Source organism: Pseudomonas sp. AGC41 (genome assembly GCF_057334555.1).
The window spans coordinates 1-3,995 of the sequence record NZ_JBHFJB010000110.1 but is presented as its reverse complement, the minus strand read 5'-3'; the positions used below and the strand labels follow the sequence as shown (position 1 = coordinate 3,995).

Below are 3,995 nucleotides of genomic sequence, written 5' to 3'. Positions count from 1 at the left end.
CATCGAACCCCATCGTTTCATTCTCGAGCCCTTCGAGGCTCGCCGCTTCGCCAATCTGTGCGGGCAATTCGACGAGCATCTGCGCTTGATCGAACAACGCCTGGCCATCGAGATCCGCAACCGCGGAAACCAGTTCGAGCTGATCGGCGATCCCAAGCACACCTCCTCCGCGGAAAACCTGCTGCGCCGCCTCTATCGGGAAACCAAGGCAAGCGAGCTGTCGCCGGACCTGGTCCACCTGTTCCTGCAGGAATCGGCTGTCGAGGAACTCGACAACCCTGCCGCTGCGGAACCTGCCGTGGCCCTGCGCACGAAAAAAGGCATGATTCGCCCACGCGGCGTAAATCAGCAGCGCTACGTGAAGGAAATCCTCGCCAACGACATCAATTTCGGGATTGGCCCGGCCGGTACCGGCAAGACCTATCTGGCCGTGGCTTGCGCGGTCGATGCGCTGGAGCGCGAACAGGTCCGACGCATCCTGCTGGTGCGCCCGGCCGTAGAAGCGGGGGAAAAGCTCGGTTTCCTGCCTGGCGACCTCACCCAGAAAATCGACCCGTACCTGCGCCCGCTCTACGATGCGCTGTACGAAATGCTCGGCTTCGAATACGTCGCCAAGCTGATCGAACGCCAGGTCATCGAGGTTGCGCCACTGGCCTACATGCGTGGCCGTACGCTGAACAACAGCTTCATCATCCTCGACGAAAGCCAGAACACTACCGTCGAACAGATGAAGATGTTCCTGACCCGGATCGGCTTCGGCTCCACGGCCGTCATCACCGGGGACATCACCCAGGTCGACCTGCCCCGCGGCACCAAGTCCGGGTTGAACCATGTGATCCAGGTGCTCAAGGATGTGCCAGGCATCAGCTTTACGCATTTCATGCCCAAGGACGTCGTGCGCCATCCGTTGGTGCAGCGCATCGTCGAAGCCTATGAGCGCTTCGAGAATCGCCAGGAAGACGCGCCCGCCGTCAAGGGCAACAGCCACGATGCTTGAACTCGACCTGCAACTGGCCAGCAAACATGCAGCGCCCAGCGAGGCCCAGTTCCGTCAATGGTGCGAACTGGCCCTGCGCCAGCGCAGCGCCGACTCGGAACTGACCATCCGCCTGGTGGACGAAGCCGAAGGCCGCGAGTTGAACCACACCTGGCGGCAGAAAGACTACGCCACCAACGTGCTGTCCTTCCCGGCCGACGTGCCCGACGAGTTGCTCGATATCCCGTTGCTGGGCGATCTGGTGATCTGCGTCCCGGTGGTGGAGCGTGAAGCGGCGGAACAACACAAGACCCCTGAGGCCCACTGGGCTCACCTGGTGATTCACGGCTGCTTGCATTTGCTCGGTTACGACCATATGGAAGATGACGAAGCCGAGGAAATGGAAGCACTGGAACGAACGTTGCTTGCCGAGCTAGGTCATCCCGACCCTTATGCCGGCGATGAACACTGATACATCAACCTGTAACGACAAAGGATTCAGAGTAATCGCTATGAGCGAAGATCGATCGACCAACGGGCAGAAGTCATGGCTGGGCAAGCTCACCCAGGCTTTTGCCCATGAGCCGAAAAACCGCCAGGAGCTGCTGGAGCTGCTGCGCGATGCACACCAGAACAAACTGTTGGACAGCGAAGCGCTGGCCATCGTCGAAGGCGCCATCCAGGTCGCTGACCTGCAAGTGCGGGACATCATGGTCCCGCGCTCGCAGATGGTCAGCATCAAGGCGACCCAGACACCCCGCGAATTCCTGCCCGCCGTGGTCGACTCCGCTCACTCGCGCTACCCGGTCGTCGGCGAGAGCCATGACGATGTCATGGGTGTGCTGTTGGCCAAGGATCTGCTGCCGCTGATCCTCCAAGAGAACGGCGACAGCTTCAACATCAAGGATTTGCTGCGTCCGGCCACCTTCGTGCCCGAGTCCAAGCGCCTTAATGTGTTGCTGCGCGAGTTCCGCGCCAATCACAATCATATGGCCATCGTCATCGACGAATACGGTGGCGTGGCCGGGCTGGTCACTATCGAAGACGTGCTCGAGCAGATCGTCGGCGACATTGAAGACGAGCACGATGTCGAGGAAGACAGCTACATCAAGCCGCTGCCCAGCGGTGACTTCCTGATCAAGGCCCTGACGCCCATCGAGAACTTCAACGAGTTTTTCGACAGCGAATTTTCCGATGATGAGTTCGATACCGTCGGTGGCCTGGTGATGAGCGCTTTCGGGCACCTGCCCAAGCGTAACGAAACCACCGAGATCGGCTCCTGGCGCTTCCGCATCCTGAATGCCGACAGTCGCCGGATCCATCTGCTACGCCTGTCACCCATTGCCCGTTAACCCCTGCGAGACCCGCTAAGGAAACACATGCGCTGGATAACCCGCCCCGGCTGGCCCGGTAACCTGCTGGCCGTGGCGGCCGGTGCGATCACCACCCTGGCGTTGGCCCCCTTCGACATCTGGCCGCTGGCATTGCTGGCGGTCGGGTTGTTCTATGCCGGCTTGCGCGAGCTCTCGCCTCGCCAGGCCCTGGGGCGTGGCTGGTGCTTCGGTTTCGGCCTGTTTGGCGCCGGCACCAGCTGGATCTACGTCAGCATCCACAACTTCGGCGGCGCCTCGGTGCTGCTCGCCGGTCTGTTGATGCTGTTGTTCATCGCCGCCATCGCCTGGTTTTTTGCCCTGCCCGCCTGGCTGTGGGCGCGCTGGCTGCGGCGCAACGAAGCGCCCCTGGCCGACGCCCTGGCCTTCGCCGCGCTGTGGTTGGGCCAGGAGGCTTTCCGCGGCTGGTTCCTGACCGGTTTTCCGTGGCTCTATTCCGGCTATAGCCAGCTCGACGGCCCGCTGGCGGGTCTCGCGCCGCTGGGCGGGATGTGGCTGATTTCCTTCACCCTCGCCCTGACCGCCGCGCTGCTGTACAACGCGCCGCGGCTGCTGCGCGCCGGGCGCAAGGGCTTCATCGCTGCGGGCCTGGTGCTGCTGGTCGGTCCGTGGGTCGCTGGCATGGCGCTCAAGGACCACGCCTGGACCAGTCCTTCGGGCGCCCCGCTGAGCGTGGCGGCGATCCAGGGCAATATTGAACAAAGCATGAAGTGGGACCCCGAACAGCTCAACGCGCAGTTGGCGCTGTACCGCGACATGAGCCTCAGTTCCAAGCGCGTCGACCTGCTGGTCTGGCCGGAAACCGCGGTGCCGGTGCTCAAGGAATCCGCCCAGGGTTACCTGGACATGATGGGCAGCTTCGCCGCCGAGCGGCATTCGGCGCTGATCACCGGCGTGCCGATTCGCCAGTTGGTGCGCCACGAGAAACGCTACTTCAACGGCATCACCGTGACCGGTGAAGGCGATGGCACCTACCTCAAGCAGAAGCTCGTGCCCTTCGGCGAGTACGTGCCGTTGCAAGACCTGCTGCGCGGGCTGATCGCATTCTTCGACCTGCCCATGTCGGATTTCGCCCGAGGCCCGGCCGACCAGCCATTGCTGCAAGCCAAGGGTTACCAGATCGCCCCGTTCATCTGCTACGAAGTGGTCTACCCGGAATTCGCCGCCAGCCTTTCGGCGCGCAGCGACCTGCTGCTGACCATCAGCAACGACACCTGGTTCGGCACTTCGATCGGTCCGTTGCAGCACCTGCAAATGGCGCAGATGCGCGCGCTCGAAGCCGGCCGCTGGATGATTCGCGCCACCAATAACGGCGTGACCGGCCTGATCAACCCCTTCGGCCAGATCACCGCCAGCATCCCGCAATTCGAGCGCGGCATTCTCTACGGCGAAGTGGTGCCGATGCACGACCTGACGCCCTACCTGCAGTGGCGTTCGTGGCCGTTGATCATCCTGTGCGTGTTACTGCTGGGCTGGGCATTGATGGCAGGGCGGATGGCCAAGACCGTTTGACACACCTCTTGTAGGGCTGGATATCTCTGTGGCGAGGGAGCTTGCTCCCGCTCGGCTGCGCAGCAGTCGCAAAACCGGACAGTGCGGTTTACCTGGAGCACTGCAGGGGCCTGCTT

Annotated in this window: 4 protein-coding genes; all 4 read left to right on the top strand. The window is 62.5% G+C overall.

Annotated features, from left to right (window positions below; genetic code table 11):
* The first annotated feature begins 1 nt into the window (after nucleotide 1).
* From ACE04F_RS18580 to lnt, 4 genes are read left to right on the top strand one after another with little or no spacing between them, the layout of a single operon-like run.
* On the top strand, nucleotides 2-997 hold the full coding sequence (locus tag ACE04F_RS18580; protein WP_486108956.1) for a PhoH family protein: 996 nt from the start codon (nucleotides 2-4) through the stop codon (nucleotides 995-997).
* On the top strand, nucleotides 990-1,448 hold the full coding sequence (gene ybeY, locus ACE04F_RS18575) for an rRNA maturation RNase YbeY (protein ID WP_486108954.1): 459 nt from the start codon (nucleotides 990-992) through the stop codon (nucleotides 1,446-1,448). The genes ACE04F_RS18580 and ybeY overlap by 8 nt, the downstream gene beginning before the upstream one ends.
* Nucleotides 1,449-1,488: 40 nt before the next feature.
* Nucleotides 1,489-2,328, top strand: a complete 840-nt coding sequence (locus ACE04F_RS18570) for a CorC family transporter (protein ID WP_186610826.1) — start codon at nucleotides 1,489-1,491, stop codon at nucleotides 2,326-2,328.
* A gap of 27 nt (nucleotides 2,329-2,355) precedes the next feature.
* On the top strand, nucleotides 2,356-3,879 hold the full coding sequence (gene lnt, locus ACE04F_RS18565; protein ID WP_486108951.1) for an apolipoprotein N-acyltransferase: 1,524 nt from the start codon (nucleotides 2,356-2,358) through the stop codon (nucleotides 3,877-3,879).
* The last annotated feature ends 116 nt before the right edge of the window (nucleotides 3,880-3,995 follow it).